This is a genomic window from Undibacterium sp. KW1 (genome assembly GCF_009937955.1).
Lineage (GTDB): Bacteria > Pseudomonadota > Gammaproteobacteria > Burkholderiales > Burkholderiaceae_D > Undibacterium.
This window is the reverse complement of sequence record NZ_AP018439.1, coordinates 4,751,312-4,766,075: the sequence shown is the minus strand read 5'-3', so window position 1 is coordinate 4,766,075 and position 14,764 is coordinate 4,751,312. Positions and strand designations below refer to the sequence as shown.

Below are 14,764 nucleotides of genomic sequence, written 5' to 3'. Positions count from 1 at the left end.
GAATTCACAAGCCACTGTCAGCATCTTATTTTGAATTGCAGTACAAGACAATACCGCACAAAGTTGGCAACGCGCATAAACCACCACCCGTCATGCCGGACTTGATCCGGCATCCAGTGTCGTTAGTCTTCAAGCCGTACGGTGTTTATCTGCGAGGACAGCGGCAGGGCGGCGTATTGCGGCGCGGTGAGTGTGCGCTATCAGTGTACAAACAACGCCGCTGGATGCCGGATCAAGTCCGGCATGACGGGATGGGGCCGCTACGTAAAATGGGTATGCTAGAATTTTTAACTAACGGGTATGTTGCGTAGCAACGCAACCTGCACACCTCTATGTTTTACCATCGCCTGTTATGTGGCCGCCGCTACTTGCGCAAACCCTGACACCCCCAAACTCTTCCTCGCCATCCTGGCAACCGACGCATTGCCATCTTCTGCCGCCAGCATAGCCAACGGCACCCAGGCCAGGGCATGTGACTCTTCGCTGACATTAAAATCCACATGCTGTGCCTGGAATAAAAATCGCACGTCGTAATGATAGTGTGCGGGCTCGCTGCCTCGGGCGGGGATGGGGTGTACATCAACGTCAAACAGCGCATCGCTCAACAGGCGCAAGTCTGCCATGCCGCTTTCTTCCCGCGCTTCGCGGGAGGCAGCGGCCTGTATGCTGGTGTCGGCATCGTCGGCATGCCCGCCGAGTTGCAGCCAGCGGTTGAGTTTCTTGTGATGTGTCAGCAGGGCAGACTGGCCATCGGGGTGCAGTATCCAGGCGGATGCTGTGACATGTCCGGCCAGGGTGGCACGGCTGGCGCAGTCGGCGGTGGTACGCACAAAGTCCAGCGCGGTTGTCAAATGCATGGCTTCTGTGGCGTCGCTGGCCGTATGTGCCAGTAGCAGGGCGGTGAGCTGGTCTTGCATGATGTAAAGTGCGTTTCAAAACGCAGATTATAGCCGAGGGCTGCCTGCGCCTTTGCAACACTTTTGCGCAGTGGGGCTGTGTACATGTACCATGATTGCTTTTTAAAGAGTGGTCTGTGTTACCGACCATTCATCCGGCGCGTGACGATGTACCCTGCCCACTTGGCTTCAGACGAACCAAAAACTGATCGGTGGTTACTGCTTGACGTCACCGCAAGCAAGACGATAGTCCATTTCGGATATCGTCATTTTATAAGTGTAATTTCTCCACCAGGCTTTTTCCAGGACTGCTTCTGTCAGCATTTGCTTTGCTGGTATCGTTTTATCGCATAGTTTGAAGAATGATCCCGGAATCACTTTATCTACAAATCTTTGTGGCTGGTTATCAGTTTGGTAGGCGTCTACAAAAGTTTGTTTATTCGCTTCAAGCAGTTTGCAAGATTGCTCGTCAAAACAAAATTCAATGGCATGACTTGTCGAGTTGAGGACGGCAATCTTGAGATCAAATTTTTGTACCAATGCCTTAGCCTCTGGCAAACCGATAAAGAAATTACTTGTGACGACCAGAAATATGAATAAGCGTTTTAACGTCGTTTTCACTCGCAATGCTCCTTTTAAAAATGTCGTCATGTCCAACTCTGGTGTTGGAATTATCTCTGTGATAAGGCATGAGGTTAATCTCGCCTTGCGCGGGATATTCTGGCGCATCATCGTGTTTGCTACCCAGCATCGACGATGTACCTTCATGTCCCCAAGAGTATTTCATGCCATATGCATGTGTTAAAAATGGATGGCCAAATTCATGTGCCGCAGTCATTCCATAAGAGCGCTCAGGATCCAGTGTATCTGTATCATAATATAAAGTGCCGGTAAACACTGGATGCGGATTTCGGGAGCGTCTGCTCAAATCACCAAGTATGGTGCTGCCTGGGTTCGCCAGGGTCAGTGGCATACCTTCTGTTGATCTTTCTGGTGTTACGTTGACAGTCCAGTCATCCCCATTGAGTTTGACAGTTCTGCTCCAGTATTTTGCAATACCGTCATCGGCCAGCCTGGCATATTTTTCAAACTGCTCATCACTGGGTTTGCTGGTGAGGCCTATCATGCGCGTAAAAAATGAGGGCGTGTCATAGTTCATGCGTACTTTGACGTTGATGACCTTATTTTTATCGTCAATGCTGGCAGAAGAATAAGGCAAAGGGTTCTCTTTGCCGTTCAGTATTTGATTATCGTCAAATGCGTTGATAGGGTGCTTCCTGGCATCATAGGGCGAAGCCGGGGAGGCCGAAGTCTCGCCGGGTTTGCTGGTCTGCGAATTATTGGTCATATCTGCTATTACAATATCCTGAGCAGTATACTGAGATGGATACTCGCATTATCCTGCACATTGATTGCGTATGCACACTCCACATGTGGTGCATTACCAGGCCGGTCAGCCGCTACGCTCAGGCAAAGTGTCATGGAAGCTCTGACCGTGGTATGAAAGTCGAATAGCCTGAGGGCTGCAAAAAAGTAAGGCCTTCGTTTGTTTCAATGACCTTGCATTTCCTTAAATAAGAAATGATATCTTCATCGTGGTTGAACAATGAAATGTCAAGGCTGATCTCTCTTCGGGAAAATGAAACATTCAATACATAGCGCTCAGTTTCGCTGCTATATCTAAGATTGTGTGTCCCGTCTTTGGAGATAGTTACAAGCTGTCCACCCCGTGTTTTTTGATCTTCAAACGAATAAATTTCACGCACCTCTTCCCCTGACTCATGCCCCAGAAAGAAAATAAATACAAGCAGCGGGAGTACGGCGAGGAAGATTAAAACAAGAATGCCCGCTATTTTTTTGAGGGTGGGATTCATACTTTATTTTTGAGAGTCGTTAGCTTTTGGCATTTTACTGCGATCGATTTTTACAACGGGATTCATTTCATTGCCTGCCTTCCGTGGAATGAAAATTGGATCGTATTCCAACGAGATGGAACCGATGGATTATTAGCGAGCCAGTCAATGTCCCTGCCATACAATGATGAACATGATAAAAATCAAGCGATATCGGCTATTACTTTTCTTTGCGCTCATTCAATGATGCAGCTCGCCTGAATATGTCAATTTCTTCTGATCGTTGATTAGACCGTTCCCGCGTTGGTGAAAATATGATTTGTACCGAGTAAGAAGGTTCGGTTTTTAACTCTGCTGGCGTCAGGCTTCTGATTTCGCGGGCAATCCTGTCTTCGATGCGTGCATGACGATCATCATCTGCGTCGGTACGGCTCCCATATTTTCTCCTGAGGTTGACAATATCTATTTTGATCTCGATGCTATTCTTTTTTAATACAACTGCCCTGATTTCTTTGACGTAGGATTGAGAATTGAGGAAAAGTGATTCCAGTCCTTCCAATGACGTCAAATACTTCTGCGGTTGCTCACTACTGATGACATAAGAGTCTAGCCATGGTTTATCTGTTGATATAAAGCCTTGAGAAATAAAATCATCCCTGAATTTTTTTATCTGTTCAACGGCGGTGCGCGCATCGACGTAGTCATCAATGGGGAAAAACGAGAAATGTGAAATGAGTGATTCGGGGGCACCTTCAAAATGACGTATTTCATAACCCAGATATGTCGCCAGGCTGCGGATATCCCCCTTTTTTTCTACGCGAAATTCCAGGTCCGCATCTTTGTAGAAAAGTACATGCGGCGTGGTGATATATTCTTTACCGGGTACGCCCTTCAGGAATTTTTGATCAAATTGGTAACTTGATTTGGCTTGCACTTCACTGACGGGTGCGTCCATGCGTAACTGTATGACAGGCAGGACAGGCTTTGCCTGGTCAGCGCAGGCAACGGAAAAATGAAGCAAAATCAGGCATGCACACAATTTGATGATTTTCATGATTATCCTGTGACGTGTTTTATGTATTGAATTTCCACCAGTCGGGTTTAAAGAAAGGTTTTATCAGCCTGCTGCCACTGCCCAATTGCCGCTGGTGGAAGTTGAGTAAATTATTTCCCTCAGGCGTCTGCCGCATTTCATTAATTGTATTAAAACCATTACGTGCGATGTTAACACGGTTCTCAAGCGAGGTCAGGTCTTCACTGCCTTGTGGAACGGTAATATTCTTGCTGTTTGTTTTGTCGGTATCACGATTGGTTCCTATGTAGATATCTGGGTGAACCAGTGCCATGCCCGTTTCTTTCAATAACATAGCATTTAATTTTGAAAATGCTGCCATGGATGGTTTGTCCCACATTGTTTGCAAATTGCTTTGTTCGTGACGCCCCATCTCTATGGCTGCATCGGTCTGCAGCCGGTAAAAACCTTGCATGTCGCCACGATCACGCGCCTCTTCAGCTTGCCTTTGCAGTTTAAAAGAATCTCTGGCGGCATCAGACATGCTTTCAAAAGCAGCATCCTGCATGGCGGCAGATCCGTACATCTTGTGCATGACCGATAAGCCGCCGACATCTTTGAGTACATCGATCTGGCCTTTCAGGGTTTCGTCTGCCATGGCACGCGTTAATTTTGCGGCCTCAATGACGCTCATGCCGCCCAGTATTCCCGATGCGCCGGACATCAATGGGAGGATGGGTCCAAGTCCGTCAAGGGCATCTGCAGAATTATGGGATTGCACCAGGCCGTGGCGAACAGTATTGGCCGCAAAGATGCCTAATTTTGTCCACATGAAGTCTGGATTGTCTTTGTTTAATGCGCCGTAACGTGCCAGCGCATAAGTGTTCTTCAACATGGCTCTGTTCGCCGCGCTATAGCCTTCACGATCTGCTATTGCATCCAGTTCGTGTAGTTCGTCCACGGTATTTTTATTGAACGTGGCACGGTCGGCCTTCATATCCTTGCCGGTCATTCCCTTCTTCATGCGGACGACATCCTGTCCCATCGCAACGGCGATTGCTTCGGGGCTGTTTGTTACGCGCGCCCCTATGGGAGTCAGTGCTTTGTCGCTGTCTTCACGTGCCTGTAATAGTCTCGAGCGCAAGAGTTTGGCTGTGCGCCTTTCGCCTTCTTCATCGCTCACCTTATTGTCAGTGGCAGGATCATCGTAGAGTCTTAAGCCTTCATCCCATGCCTTTTCTTGTCCCTGATTGATTGCATCTCCCGATATAGCACGGCCACCAACATCATTTTCAAGGCGCATATCAGAGGGCATGTAAGGATCGTGCGGAAAGCGCGAGGGATTGATATCTACATCCTCATCGAACAATGGCAGGGCTGAGTGCGTGCGTGCATAAAGTTCAGATTGCCGGATGAACGAGGCTGGTACAGATTTGACCGCGCTTGACTGAGGAAAACTGAACTTGTTCAATAAGCCTAATTGATTGCCGATGGTACCCTGTGCGCCGGAGCCAGGTGACATGTCATCATCTGCACGGCGGCTTTGCCCAGTCAGATTTTCATCTGGACCAATATCATCATTAGCCGCCATGGCACGCAGGAGCAAGCCTCTCGTCGGTGGGGCCGCTTGCATACCATCTCCACTGCCCTCTAGCGCGGCCAGCTTTTGCTCATAATCCGGGTTTGGCCTTCTGGAAAATTGGAGCCCGGCAAATGGATCTACGTCGCCGCTCATCGTGCCTGGTAACAAGCGTATATATTTGCGTGCATCTTCGAGGCTTAGCTCTTTATACATAGAGGGACGCAAATCTAATGGTGTCAAACCCTGCATGTCAGGCAGACGTGAGAGAAAGTCCTGGTCTTGAATTTGTGCGTCGTCTGCTCCCGGTGCGGCCATGTTGATGGTATCGGGAAGGAACTGGGCCAAGCCCTTATTGTCTGTGCGGGGCCAGTCCCTGCGCAGATAAGGGAGCAGCTCAGATGGCGTCAGGCCTTCTTCTCCTGGTGCAGCCCTGTTGATGAAAGCTGGCAAGAACTGCTCAGCGTTCTTGCTGTCTGCACCCCGGGACCAACCCCTGTGCAGATAAGGGAGTAACTCAGACGGTGCCAGCTTTTGCATGTCAGAAGGGAACTTGTGCACCAGATGATCAATAAACTGTTCATTGTCTTCTCTGTTTGTGGCCCAGTCTGTGGCCCCGTCCATTGCAACCGGAAAGTATCTCATGAGATTGTCGAGCTTCTCGCTGTTACGGGGTATGCCAGAAAATGAGGGCAAACTGCTTGTATCCTCCATGGCTGGCTGAAAATCGGGGGTGGCCCAGTTATTCGATTGCTCGTCGTCTTCTTGTGTCTCGATGAGGTAGGGCAGGCCGTCCGGGCCTGTGATGCGTTTCATTGGCATGATGTTCCTGTGGTGTTTTTTTGGGGCGGTGTTTTTGCTACTTCTTCCAGGTATGTTTGGGCGCACCCTGCTGACGGGCATTTTTTCTCTGTAGGAGCGGCTTTAGCCGCGACCCAGCAGGTCGTGGCGACCATTCGCGGCTAAAGCCGCTCCTACGGTGCAGTTACTGCTTGCACCGCAAGACCATGCGTGCGATGAACGATGCTCAGGCCTCACCATACAAGGCAATCATCAGCGGATCAGTGCGGCGTATCTTGTCTGTTGGTGGTTTGATCTGGCGTGTGTAGATGGTCGGTGCGGGCTTGCCGCTGTGCCAGCCAAACTGCAGCTTGCTGCGGCCACGGGGCGTGGGCGTGGCGCGTTGTACGACGTGGCCTGAGAAGCACAGGTCACTGATGAGCTTGCGCGCATAATTTTCCGAAGTGCGCAGCTCGCGCATGATGTCTTCGATGAACAGGAATTTGTCACTCAGGATTTGCGCCACCTGGGCATAGCGTACGGCGATGTCGTTTCTCATGTTGTGTCCTTTCGGCGGTGTGGTTGTAAGCGCTCTCCTTGATACTTGAAGGAGACGAAATTGCTCTCTTGTTGATTGCTACCTTGTTGTCTTGTTTCGCGTGCGGTGTTGACTGTCACTCAAAACGGTAAATCATCATCCATGTTGTCCCAGGTCTCAGGTGCGCGGGCGGGCTGGCGGGGTTTTGCCGGTGTGCCATCCGCGCCGTCTGCCTGGGCTGCTGATCTGCTGCTGAGCATCTGCATGGTGTCGCCGCGTACTTCAGTGATGAATTTTTCCTGACCATCTTTGTCTGTGTATTTGCGGGTGCGCAGGCTGCCTTCTACATAGACGGTCGCGCCTTTCTTGAGGTGCATGGCGACCACTTCTGCCAGGCGGCCAAAGAAGCTGATGCGGTGCCATTCACTGCGCTCCTTGCGTTCACCAGTTGTTCTGTCTTTCCAGTTGTCGGTGGTGGCAATGGTGATGTTGCTGACGGCTTCGCCACTGGGGGCGTAGCGGGTTTCAGGGTCGCGGCCCAGGTTGCCAACGAGGATCACTTTATTGACGGATGCCATTCGTGTTATCGCCTTGTGTGAAAATTTTTAAAAATTTCAAAAATCAATGTTGCAACGCAGTCTTGCATGCCGCCAGGCGGCTGTAACCAAGGTCGCGTATCATGCGATATACGGCGCACTTGATGCGCACACGCATGTGCAGGTGGTTGATGAGAGCATGTGTATCGTTCATGTTGTGGCTTTCTCTAAAGACAGGCAAAGTTCGCGCAGGGCTTGTGCTTCATGGGCAGCAAACCAGTGATCATCTTGTGGCAGCCTGGCTGCCAGGGCCTGCGCCTTGTCCAGCAGCTCGGGTGCCTTGGCCCACAGGCGGGCGTTGGCAATGGCTTCATCAGACGGTTGCAGGGCATCGGGGTTGCAGATCTTGCCGCTGGCATCGTAATGCGCCTCGGCCTGCCAGCCGTAAGCGATCGCCATGCATTGGCTGCTGCGTGTATCGAACAGGGCATTGCCCACGGCATGTAACTGGCGGCTATGCTTCATTGCACCCTCGCGCCAAAGCCGGTCATGCGTTCTGCTTCTTGCGCCAGCTGGCTCAGCTCGCTACGCGCAGTGCCTTGCTCAGGCATTTTTTTTGCAAGCTGTGTATTGATTGATGTGCTCGCAGATGCAGTCACTGAGGCAGCCACTGAGGCATGCAGTCTCGCCGCCGCCCGGCTGGCGGGTGCCGCCTGTTTTTCAGGCTGCTCAAGCTGCTCGGCGCCTGGTATTTTGTCTTCTTCATTATTGATGATGCTGAGCACAGTGCAGATGACGATATACGCCAGGGCAGTGACCAGCCAGTCTGTCAGGGATGTTTTCATACTAGTCCTCACAAAATTTTGGGCGAGCGCATACGCACAGAAAAACGCACTCGTTCTCGTGTTAATCAATGTAGTTTTTGGGTGATGCTGTAAGGGTGATACTGTAAGGGTGATGCTCGAGGGTGATACCTGGTGATGCCGGGTGATACTTCATCGTTGATGCTGTACTGCTCATGCTGTGCTGCTTTAGCTCGCCATTGCGGCTGGCTGTTGATGCCGGAAAAAAACAGGTGACAATGTGATGCGCTGGCCTTGCCCGCCGCGGGTGAACGCGGCAGCAGAAGGTGCAAGGCCAGCGCAGACAAGGTGCCGGACGCTACTCCGGCAAGTGTGAAATGGGCCGCGAACCGATTTCACCAGCGTATTCTTTTTTGCGTGCTATGCGCTTACATGCTTAGGTTCTAAGGGGCTGACGCAAAATCGTTCCAGCAAGGCGTCAGCGACGAAGACAGTACTTTAGTACGGCTAGGAGCTGCAACGCAGCTGGGGCGGTTTTTCGTCGGCCCCTATTTATTGCTGCCAGTCTTGCATGACTTTCGCCATCATCCTGCCAAAGTTTTCATACCGCCCCTGGTCCAGCAGGCTGGCCATTTTGTTGCATTGTTCCATGCTGCATTCAGCAAAGGCGTCGATCAGGTTTTGCCCGTTGATCAGCACCGCAGTGGATGCAGTGGCCGGTTGGGCATAATAGGTTTTGGGTAATCCAAAATAAGTTTGCGTGCTCATGTGTCGCTTTCTTTGTTTGTCTGACCATGAGTAGAACTATACGCTTTTGTATTGATCGAGTCAATACGAAAATGCATTAAAAGGTATGATTTCGTATGGAATTGTTGGTTATATGTAAACGGAGAAAAGTGTGGGAATGGGTATAAGGCGGTTTGATTTGACGTAAATGATGGCTACAGCAATTTGCGGGAGTAGGGTGCGCCATGCGCACCAAATGGCAGGCTGCGCTTCTCAAGCGATATCACAATCCATATTACAAGCAATATTACAAGCAATATTACAAGCAATATTACAAGCAATATCGCAACCCATATTGCCAGGCTATGCTGCGCACGGCGCCCCCTGCTTGTCTGGCATTGCTTATTGCCGGTAAATTAAATTGCCGCGTGCGACCATGCCATACGGCGCATTACAATGCGCCCTGCAATCTGGAAATGACATCCCATATGAGCGGCGTTAGCCGCGAACAGCGTACCGTGGCGGCTATTCGCGGCGAAAGCCGCCCCCACGAGTTAGCATGCATCATTTCAGGTTTGTCATGTCCGCCAATTGCAAAATCAGCCTGGCCGGTTCGCCGCCTGCCATTCATCGCGCAAAAGGCCAAACATCCAGGTGTCCTTGATTTCGCCCTTCATCTTCCAGCGCTGGCGTAGCAAGCCTTCCTGGGTGAAGCCCAGTTTGCGCAAGAGCTGGGCAGAGGCGGGGTTGCGGGGATCGACTTCTGCCTCGATGCGGTTGATGCCCATCTCGCCAAAGGCGTGCGTCAGCAGGGCGCGCAGGGCTTCGGCCATGTAACCGCCACCCCAGTGCGATTGCGCCAGGGCATAGCCCAGCTCACAGCGTTCACTATCAGTATCAAAGCGAAACAGCAGGCAAGAACCAATGACCTGGCTGCTTTCTTTATCGACCATCACGCATTGCACGGCGGATGCCTGCGCTGCCATTTCCTTGACGCGGGCATACCAGCTATGAGCAGCGAGGGTATCTGTCCAGGTGATATACGGTAAAAAGCGGGTGACGGTGTCGTCAGAAAATACCTTGAACAAGTCAGGCAGGTCGTCTTCCTGTATGGTGCGCACGATCAGGCGCGGGGTGTGGAGGGCTTGCGAGAGTACAGTTTGCATGAAGCTTGATCATCCATCGTGGTGGAATTACAGAGAGCAGGGGCAGGGCGCCGGGCGTATCACCCTGCAGACAAGCAGCTATCATAGCAAATTGGCATGGGCGGGTGTACAGATATGCATGCCGCCATGCCAGGGTCTGCGCATCGTCACAAACCCATCACAAACCCATCACAAACCCATCACAAAAAATCAGCCGCCTTGTCTGTAAACAAAGCGCCCTATGATTTTCAGCAAGCCTACATTCTCAGGCGTGATGCGCTCATCGGGATAAGTGCGTTTATCGGGGTTGCGGCTTTCCAGCACCCAGGTACCGTCGATTTCGCGGCGTAATTGCTTGATGCGCAGGCCATCAGGATGCTGGATGGCAAAGATTTTGCCACTCTGCGGCTCAGTCTTGGTCTGGTCGATAATGACCATGTCGCCATCGACGATAAAGTCAGCCATCGAGCTGCCATCAGCATAGATGGCAGCCAGGTTCTCAGGCTTGACGCCATATTTCTTGAAAAAGCCCAGCTCTTTAATCAGTTGGCCCTTGGGTTCGGCATCTTCATTATGCGCGCCGCCGCCGCAAGAGCCCTTGGCCGCATAGTAATTAATAGCAGCAATGCTGATCTGTTCATCGTTGGCAGCGACAGGCTGGCTGCTCTCATGCCCGCGCAAATCCTTGCTGCGCAAGTCAGACAGGGTGACATTAAAGAACTTGGCAATCGGCGCCAGCGACGAGGTGCGCGGGTCCTTGGTGATGCCCTCGACGATACGGAATATCGTCGCCTGCGGCACCCTGACTTCATCAGGGAACATTTTTTCCAGGGCAGTTGCCAACGAAGTCGGGTTCATGCCCGACTTATCCATGAGATATTTGATATTAGTTTTAGCGTCCATGACTGCATTATGCGTTATCGCATTAAAAATGCCAAGAATTAGTGAAAAAAACTTGGATGGTAATACGAAAATGTATATAATTGAACTTGTGGGGAGGCGCTCGCTTACTTTAATCAGGTATGCATCTGGCAATGTAGCGAAGTTATCAACCCACCTATCCTTCAACCTTAAACATACTAGCCGTTCGCCTGCCTTGATCTGTTACCGCGCGAATACTGTTTAACCATCTACTTACTCCACCAGGATTCCCTGGTTACCATCAGCCGCCTGTGGTTTTGGCTATCCGGCTGATGATTTTGTCGTCTTTCTGGCGACCGAAGCCCCGTATGCATGGGGCATAAATTTGACGATGAAGACCTCTTGATACAGATGTACAGAGAAAAGCGAATCCTTGGAAAAACGAGAATGTTGGCGCCCTCGTAGGTTGGGCCGGGCCTCGCTAGGCTACGGTTCATTAGCCCAATACTGGGCTTTTGATAAGCGATGACGTTATTTCAATGCCGAGTGTTGGGCTGATACCCCGTAGCCCAACCTACGCACTTGCCAACATTTCGTTTCTCTACCGCTTTTTTTCTCTGCGCACCTCTGCATCTCTGTGTTGAGAGGTCTTCCGGTTTTATACAACCGCACCATTAATAAAGCTGCCCACGCAGCCACACGACAACAACATGACAATACAAAATGACATCCTGCGTCAGGTGTCTGCACGCGCATGCCCTATAGGGTACGCCTGCGGAAAAAATCAAGTATCAACACAAGCAAGGGCCTGCCCATGCTGAGCCAGTCACCCGCAACCACCGACTGGCAGCACCTGGACAACCGGGTGATTTCGCCCACCCACACCATCACACCGCGTCGTTTATGCAAAGGCCCGCGCTGTCGTCATGGGAGTGGGCAGATGCGATCAATACGGCAGTTTTGCAATGCGCAGAATCAGCCTGTGTATACGTATTGCAAATTATGTCGTGGTGGGTAGAAGTAGTAGATAAGTCTGGGACCAGACTTAAAACCACTCACCACCGAGACACAGAGGAAGGAAAGGCTGCTTGCAGGCAGCCTTCGTTACGCAGGCATGTGGCATGCACATGAACCTTCCTGCTACACCACATAGGTTTCACAGAGAAAACGAAGTGTCGGACATATACCTCGTAGCCTGGCGAGGCCCGGTTCAACCTGCAGGTCCTGTGTGGCCAGATTCAACCAGTATTAAAAGGAATTTTTACATGCCCCGCGCAAGAAATATTAAACACAGCTTTTTCAAAAATGACTTGCTGGCTGAAATCCCTCCTCTTGGCCGCTTGCTGTTCGCTGGCTTATGGACTATGGCTGACAGAGAGGGCCGGCTTGAAGATCGCCATAAAAGAATCCGAAGCGAGATCATGTCTTATGACGATTGCGATATTGATGGCCTGCTGAACTCATTGGCCAAACATGGTTTTATCGAGCGTTATGTGGTGGATGGTATAGGATATATTCAGATATGCAAGTTCAAATCCCATCAGCATCCGCACAGGAATGAACCTCCCAGTGCGCTGCCAGCACCAGGTCAGCACAGTGCAAGTACTGTGCAAGCTACCAACCCTGCACCAGAGTTAACGGATGCTGCTCCGGCTGATTCATATAATCTGATTACTGATTCCTGTAATTTTATAAAACCTGGCACGACTTCGCCCTGCCAGGAAATCGATGGTGAAGAATCAAAACCTGCCAAGCCAAAAAAACCAGGCAAATTCGACGAATGCCCTGCTGAATTTGAAACCGCCTGGCAAGCCTATCCACGCCGACCCGGTGCCAGCAAAAAAGAAGCTTGGCAAGCCTGGCTGGCGCGACGGCGTGATGGTGTCGATGCCGCCCTCATGGTCGATGGCGTGAAGCGCTATGCCGCCTACATCGCCGCCAGCGGGCAAGCCCCCAAATTCGTCAAGCATGCTGCCACCTTCTTTGGCCCCTACGAGCACTACAAGGCCGACTGGAGCATGCCTGCCCACCACGCACCACCCGCCAGCAGCAAGCACGCAGGGTTTGCCAACACCAACTACGCACAGGGAATAGCCCAGGATGGTTCATTCTGACACCAGCAGTTTTGTCCGCGTCGGCGGCATAGTGGACTGTAACCGTGAAAACAGAAGTGAAAGACGCTTGCCCGGCGATCAGGGCAAGGCGCAAAGCACAGCGATAGTGAACTATCGCGAGCATTTGCAACGCAGTCATGATCGTTGCGCAAGCGGAAGGCACTCTGTTTTCAACGGTTACAGTCCACTAATACTCAGTAGCGAGCAAAGGCATTGCCAGCAGCATGGCAGCTACACCGCCTACTCGCACAAGAGCGGCATCTGGTCTGCCTGCCAGCAATGCCAGCAAGCCAGCGATGCGCAACAACGCCAGTCCAGCATGCGGCAACAGCGGCAGGCACAACAAGCCGCGCTGTGGCAAAAACGCCTGGGCCGTGCCGCCATACCGGCACGCTTTGCAGAACGCAGCCTGCAAAATTATCGCCCGACCTGCGCCGCCGCAGAGCAGGCATTGCGCACTTGCCAGGCCTATGCGCAAGAGTTTGATGTTGTCCTCAAGTCTGGCCGCAGCCTGATTTTTTGCGGCAGTGTAGGCACCGGCAAAACCCATCTGGCGGTGGGCATTGCCAGGCACATCATGGATGCAGGCAAACAGGCCGTCATGAGTTCCGTTTTGAAAGCAGTACGCCGCATCAAAGAAAGCTACCGCCGCGACAGCCCTCATACCGAGACGGAACTGATACAGGAATTTGTAGAGCCAGACTTGCTGATACTCGACGAAGTCGGCGTCCAGTTTGGCAGCGACACAGAAAAAATGCTGCTGTTCGACATCATCAACGGCCGCTACGAAGTCATGAAACCCAGCATCCTCATCAGCAATCTGGGCCTGGCTGAGCTGGAACACTACATCGGCACCCGCTCCATGGACAGGCTACGCGAAGGCGGCGGCAAGGCCGTGGTGTTTGATTGGGAATCGTACCGGCGGGTGGTTTAGTTATTGAACAAAACCATTGGACACAGAGACACGGAGGCACAGAGGGGGCACAGAGAAAAGCGAAGAGGAAGATAAGTGGAAGTGTTGAAGTACTTGTAGGTTGGGCTACGTTTTACCAGCCCAACACTCGGCTTCAAAACAACGTTATAGGTTATCAAAGGCCGAGTGTTGGGCTGATACCCCGTAGCCTAGCGAGGCCCGGCCCAACCTACGCAATAAACATACGCCCACCCCTCCTCTGTGCCCCTCTGTGTCTCCGTGCCTCTGTGTTGAGAGGTCTTAAAGTTTTAAAGTCTAAAAAAATACGCAAGCAACACCTCTACAGCCCATGCACAACAAGGAGCAAGCATGAACGCACGTCAGAATTTTGCACACACAGTGACCAACAACAATGACCCACAAAAGCAGCAAAAAGACCTGCTGACCTATTGGCTCGACCAATGGGCCATGTGGATGAACAACAACCACGCAGAAATAGCCCGCGACACCGGCATCGGTGGCGGCGTCATCGGCAAGAATGCCCTCAGCAATTATTCCGTTGCTGCCGACGATTGCCACGCCGTCTGGGATATAGAAAGGGATAAAAAAGTCAAAGAGGTTGACGCCCTCATCAACGACCTGCGCCTTGAACAACCCTGGACCTACTGGGCCATCTGCAAGCATCTCGGCCTCATGAACTTCTGGAAATACCCCAAGCTCGATCCGCAAGAAGCCTTCCTGAACGCACTCGACGAATTGCTCTACATCGTCGAAGAACGCAAGCTGGTTTTGTAGATTCGGGCAAATACGCGCACCCTGCACATAGGCTATGGAGTAGGGTATGCGTTGTAACGCACCATCCCATATCTTCATCCGTCCCCATCCAATTTTTACTATCCAAATCAACACCTGGTGCGCACGGCGCACCCTACAACAAGCGATTGCAGAGCGCATCGTCATGCGCGATATCACATCTCTCCTGCGCTGCAAAAACCTGCATCACCCATT

19 protein-coding genes are annotated in these 14,764 nt (G+C 51.5%); 4 read left to right on the top strand and 15 right to left on the bottom strand.

Features of this window, described 5'->3' with window-relative positions:
* Positions 1–350 precede the first annotated feature (350 nt).
* The 13 genes from UNDKW_RS21305 to UNDKW_RS21250 form a co-directional block, all read right to left on the bottom strand.
* On the bottom strand, positions 351–917 hold the full coding sequence (locus UNDKW_RS21305) for an NUDIX hydrolase (RefSeq protein WP_162060357.1): 567 nt from the start codon (positions 915–917) through the stop codon (positions 351–353).
* A 195-nt stretch (positions 918–1,112) separates the two neighbouring features.
* A complete protein-coding gene (locus UNDKW_RS21300; RefSeq protein ID WP_162060356.1) occupies positions 1,113–1,517 on the bottom strand; it encodes a hypothetical protein in 405 nt (134 codons plus the stop codon).
* A complete protein-coding gene (locus UNDKW_RS21295) occupies positions 1,468–2,244 on the bottom strand; it encodes a hypothetical protein (protein ID WP_162060355.1) in 777 nt (258 codons plus the stop codon). The genes UNDKW_RS21300 and UNDKW_RS21295 overlap by 50 nt, the downstream gene beginning before the upstream one ends.
* A 130-nt stretch (positions 2,245–2,374) precedes the next feature.
* The gene (locus UNDKW_RS21290) at positions 2,375–2,770 is read right to left on the bottom strand and encodes a hypothetical protein (protein ID WP_162060354.1); all 396 of its coding nucleotides are present in this window, start codon (positions 2,768–2,770) and stop codon (positions 2,375–2,377) included.
* A gap of 199 nt (positions 2,771–2,969) precedes the next feature.
* The gene (locus UNDKW_RS21285; protein WP_162060353.1) at positions 2,970–3,803 is read right to left on the bottom strand and encodes a hypothetical protein; all 834 of its coding nucleotides are present in this window, start codon (positions 3,801–3,803) and stop codon (positions 2,970–2,972) included.
* 19 nt (positions 3,804–3,822) lie between these two features.
* The gene (locus UNDKW_RS21280; protein ID WP_162060352.1) at positions 3,823–6,162 is read right to left on the bottom strand and encodes a hypothetical protein; all 2,340 of its coding nucleotides are present in this window, start codon (positions 6,160–6,162) and stop codon (positions 3,823–3,825) included.
* A gap of 205 nt (positions 6,163–6,367) precedes the next feature.
* Entirely contained in the window at positions 6,368–6,679 is a 312-nt protein-coding gene (locus UNDKW_RS21275; protein ID WP_162042819.1) for a hypothetical protein, read from the bottom strand.
* A gap of 119 nt (positions 6,680–6,798) precedes the next feature.
* Positions 6,799–7,236 carry a single-stranded DNA-binding protein gene (ssb, locus tag UNDKW_RS21270; protein WP_162060351.1) on the bottom strand — a complete coding sequence of 146 codons (438 nt, stop codon included), beginning with the start codon at positions 7,234–7,236 and terminating at the stop codon, positions 6,799–6,801.
* A 43-nt stretch (positions 7,237–7,279) separates the two neighbouring features.
* Positions 7,280–7,408 (bottom strand): hypothetical protein, encoded by a 129-nt coding sequence (locus tag UNDKW_RS30875; RefSeq protein ID WP_255431517.1) that lies wholly within the window; start codon positions 7,406–7,408, stop codon positions 7,280–7,282.
* The gene (locus UNDKW_RS21265; protein WP_162060350.1) at positions 7,405–7,719 is read right to left on the bottom strand and encodes a hypothetical protein; all 315 of its coding nucleotides are present in this window, start codon (positions 7,717–7,719) and stop codon (positions 7,405–7,407) included. Before UNDKW_RS21265 ends, UNDKW_RS30875 begins: the two co-directional genes overlap by 4 nt.
* Entirely contained in the window at positions 7,716–8,039 is a 324-nt protein-coding gene (locus UNDKW_RS21260; RefSeq protein ID WP_162060349.1) for a hypothetical protein, read from the bottom strand. Before UNDKW_RS21260 ends, UNDKW_RS21265 begins: the two co-directional genes overlap by 4 nt.
* Before the next feature lie 65 nt (positions 8,040–8,104).
* Complete coding sequence (locus UNDKW_RS21255) at positions 8,105–8,329, bottom strand: hypothetical protein (protein ID WP_162060348.1); 225 nt, start codon at positions 8,327–8,329, stop codon at positions 8,105–8,107.
* Between the two features lie 220 nt (positions 8,330–8,549).
* Positions 8,550–8,765: a hypothetical protein gene (locus UNDKW_RS21250; RefSeq protein WP_162042814.1), complete on the bottom strand. Its 216-nt coding sequence runs from the start codon at positions 8,763–8,765 to the stop codon at positions 8,550–8,552.
* Between the two features lie 203 nt (positions 8,766–8,968).
* Here UNDKW_RS21250 and UNDKW_RS21245 point away from each other — a divergent pair, with 203 nt between their 5' ends.
* Complete coding sequence (locus tag UNDKW_RS21245; RefSeq protein ID WP_162060347.1) at positions 8,969–9,418, top strand: hypothetical protein; 450 nt, start codon at positions 8,969–8,971, stop codon at positions 9,416–9,418.
* Here UNDKW_RS21245 and UNDKW_RS21240 read toward each other — a convergent pair.
* Positions 9,323–9,889, bottom strand: a complete 567-nt coding sequence (locus tag UNDKW_RS21240) for a GNAT family N-acetyltransferase (RefSeq protein WP_162060346.1) — start codon at positions 9,887–9,889, stop codon at positions 9,323–9,325. The two genes, UNDKW_RS21245 and UNDKW_RS21240, sit on opposite strands and share 96 nt — an antisense overlap.
* Before the next feature lie 189 nt (positions 9,890–10,078).
* Positions 10,079–10,771 (bottom strand): LexA family transcriptional regulator, encoded by a 693-nt coding sequence (locus UNDKW_RS21235; protein ID WP_162042812.1) that lies wholly within the window; start codon positions 10,769–10,771, stop codon positions 10,079–10,081.
* Between the two features lie 1,379 nt (positions 10,772–12,150).
* On the opposite strand from UNDKW_RS21235, the gene UNDKW_RS21230 reads away from it, so the two are divergent.
* From UNDKW_RS21230 to UNDKW_RS21220, 3 genes are all read left to right on the top strand, one after another.
* Complete coding sequence (locus UNDKW_RS21230; protein ID WP_162060345.1) at positions 12,151–12,843, top strand: hypothetical protein; 693 nt, start codon at positions 12,151–12,153, stop codon at positions 12,841–12,843.
* Positions 12,830–13,777, top strand: a complete 948-nt coding sequence (locus tag UNDKW_RS21225) for an ATP-binding protein (RefSeq protein ID WP_162060344.1) — start codon at positions 12,830–12,832, stop codon at positions 13,775–13,777. Before UNDKW_RS21230 ends, UNDKW_RS21225 begins: the two co-directional genes overlap by 14 nt.
* 348 nt (positions 13,778–14,125) lie before the next feature.
* Positions 14,126–14,551, top strand: coding sequence for a hypothetical protein (locus UNDKW_RS21220; RefSeq protein ID WP_162060343.1), 426 nt, complete (start codon positions 14,126–14,128; stop codon positions 14,549–14,551).
* Positions 14,552–14,764: the final 213 nt, after the last annotated feature.

Coding starts and splice junctions, on each gene's coding strand:
- UNDKW_RS21305 (WP_162060357.1), bottom strand. CDS start 917: ATGCAAGACCAGCTCACCGCCCTGCTACTGGCACATACGGCCAGCGAC.
- UNDKW_RS21295 (WP_162060355.1), bottom strand. CDS start 2,244: ATGACCAATAATTCGCAGACCAGCAAACCCGGCGAGACTTCGGCCTCC.
- UNDKW_RS21290 (WP_162060354.1), bottom strand. CDS start 2,770: ATGAATCCCACCCTCAAAAAAATAGCGGGCATTCTTGTTTTAATCTTC.
- UNDKW_RS21285 (WP_162060353.1), bottom strand. CDS start 3,803: ATGAAAATCATCAAATTGTGTGCATGCCTGATTTTGCTTCATTTTTCC.
- UNDKW_RS21280 (WP_162060352.1), bottom strand. CDS start 6,162: ATGCCAATGAAACGCATCACAGGCCCGGACGGCCTGCCCTACCTCATC.
- UNDKW_RS21275 (WP_162042819.1), bottom strand. CDS start 6,679: ATGAGAAACGACATCGCCGTACGCTATGCCCAGGTGGCGCAAATCCTG.
- ssb (WP_162060351.1), bottom strand. CDS start 7,236: ATGGCATCCGTCAATAAAGTGATCCTCGTTGGCAACCTGGGCCGCGAC.
- UNDKW_RS30875 (WP_255431517.1), bottom strand. CDS start 7,408: ATGAACGATACACATGCTCTCATCAACCACCTGCACATGCGTGTGCGC.
- UNDKW_RS21265 (WP_162060350.1), bottom strand. CDS start 7,719: ATGAAGCATAGCCGCCAGTTACATGCCGTGGGCAATGCCCTGTTCGAT.
- UNDKW_RS21260 (WP_162060349.1), bottom strand. CDS start 8,039: ATGAAAACATCCCTGACAGACTGGCTGGTCACTGCCCTGGCGTATATC.
- UNDKW_RS21250 (WP_162042814.1), bottom strand. CDS start 8,765: ATGAGCACGCAAACTTATTTTGGATTACCCAAAACCTATTATGCCCAA.
- UNDKW_RS21245 (WP_162060347.1), top strand. CDS start 8,969: ATGCGCACCAAATGGCAGGCTGCGCTTCTCAAGCGATATCACAATCCA.
- UNDKW_RS21240 (WP_162060346.1), bottom strand. CDS start 9,889: ATGCAAACTGTACTCTCGCAAGCCCTCCACACCCCGCGCCTGATCGTG.
- UNDKW_RS21235 (WP_162042812.1), bottom strand. CDS start 10,771: ATGGACGCTAAAACTAATATCAAATATCTCATGGATAAGTCGGGCATG.
- UNDKW_RS21230 (WP_162060345.1), top strand. CDS start 12,151: ATGTCTTATGACGATTGCGATATTGATGGCCTGCTGAACTCATTGGCC.
- UNDKW_RS21225 (WP_162060344.1), top strand. CDS start 12,830: ATGGTTCATTCTGACACCAGCAGTTTTGTCCGCGTCGGCGGCATAGTG.
- UNDKW_RS21220 (WP_162060343.1), top strand. CDS start 14,126: ATGAACGCACGTCAGAATTTTGCACACACAGTGACCAACAACAATGAC.